Below are 1,563 nucleotides of genomic sequence, written 5' to 3'. Positions count from 1 at the left end.
TTATCTATACGCTCCGTGTTTTATCCCTTATTTGGCGATCGTGCTTGGGGTTGGCTGGGTCATGTTATTGATATACTTGCTGTACTTTCCACGCTTTTTGGTTTAGCAACGTCTCTTGGTTTAGGGGCACAGCAAGCAACAAGTGGTATTAATTATTTAATGGGCACTGACTACGGCACCGCTTTTCAAATTACAGTTATAGCACTCGTTACCTGTATTGCTATTGTTTCTGTTATTAAAGGCATTGAAGGGGGTGTGAAAGTACTTAGTAACATCAATCTTATATGTGCATTTATTTTACTTGTAGCCATAATATCGCTTACTTTTAGTGACTCAATCACAGCAATATGGTTTACCTTTGGTGCATATGTAGAACATATGGTTCCGCTTAGTAATCCGTTTGGCCGTGAAGATGAAGACTGGATGCATGCCTGGACAGTATTTTATTGGGCATGGTGGATATCGTGGTCGCCGTTTGTAGGAATGTTTATTGCCCGCGTTTCTAGAGGCCGTACCGTGCGAGAATTTTTATTAGTCGTCATTGGCCTACCAACACTGTTAAGCTTAGTGTGGATGGGGGTATTTGGTAATTTAGCGATTTCACAAATTATTGATAAAGTAGGCCCACTTGGGCAAAACGGGTTAACCGATATCTCTGTGACGCTATTTCAGGTTTATGAGCAGCTTCCGCTTAGTGGCCTTATTAGTGTGATCTCAATTGTGCTTGTTTTAGTATTTTTTATCACCTCTTCTGATTCTGGCTCACTTGTAATAGATGGCATAACCGCTGGCGGAAAAATTGATGCGCCGGTACCACAACGTATATTTTGGGCATCGATTGAAGGGGCAATAGCCGCCGTATTACTGTGGGTAGGTGGCTCTCAAGCCTTGCAGGCCTTGCAATCGGGAGTAGTAACCACTGCGTTACCTTTCTCAATTGTGCTTATTTTAATGTGCGTGGCGCTTATTCAAGGTTTAATGAGCGAATACCCTATTTATAAAGCACAAACAAAGTTATAGCATTATGTACTTTAGCAAAGCGGCTTTGTGTCGCTTTGCTTTGCACTTTATTTCCTCCCCTACCTACACTTCAGCTAATACATTAACGAACGTATTTAATTATCAAACTGTTTAGCTTTGGCAATATACACCTCTAAAACACGTTGTTTTAAATAAATAGAGCGCACATATAAGCGCATAACAACCAAGTGCTATTTGTTGCACCTTTAGCTATCAAGTTTATATCATCAGGTAGTCGCGCATGTATGTAAATTGCTTTGATGAACTGAATTGGATTTAGACGGCAGCAGCAAAGGGATATAGGAAAAGTAATTTAGGTTTAATCAACTAACGTTAACGTGTAACAATACGTATGCTTTGCTTTAAGCACGATTGTCTGCCTCAAAATTAGTCACTTGATTAAGCCAATTGCTATTAATTTTTAAGGAATAGGCAAAAACATAAACAAATTGATTGTTATATAAAAAATGGATGTTTATTTAAAAATAGGGAGTATTTAATTTACTAAAAGGACTTTAGTAAAAGTGGTGCCCGAGGCCGGAC

Annotated in this window: 1 protein-coding gene; it reads left to right on the top strand. The window is 39.2% G+C overall.

Annotated features, from left to right (window positions below; translation table 11 throughout):
* On the top strand, window positions 1-1,020 hold a 1,020-nt coding region (locus B4F91_RS10175; protein ID WP_288635707.1), incomplete at its 5' end, for a BCCT family transporter.
* Between the last annotated feature and the right edge of the window lie 543 nt (window positions 1,021-1,563).

Source organism: Pseudoalteromonas sp. UBA6610 (assembly GCF_002433295.1).
In the GTDB taxonomy this organism is placed as follows: domain Bacteria; phylum Pseudomonadota; class Gammaproteobacteria; order Enterobacterales; family Alteromonadaceae; genus Pseudoalteromonas; species Pseudoalteromonas atlantica.
This window is presented reverse-complemented; position numbering and strand designations above follow the sequence as displayed.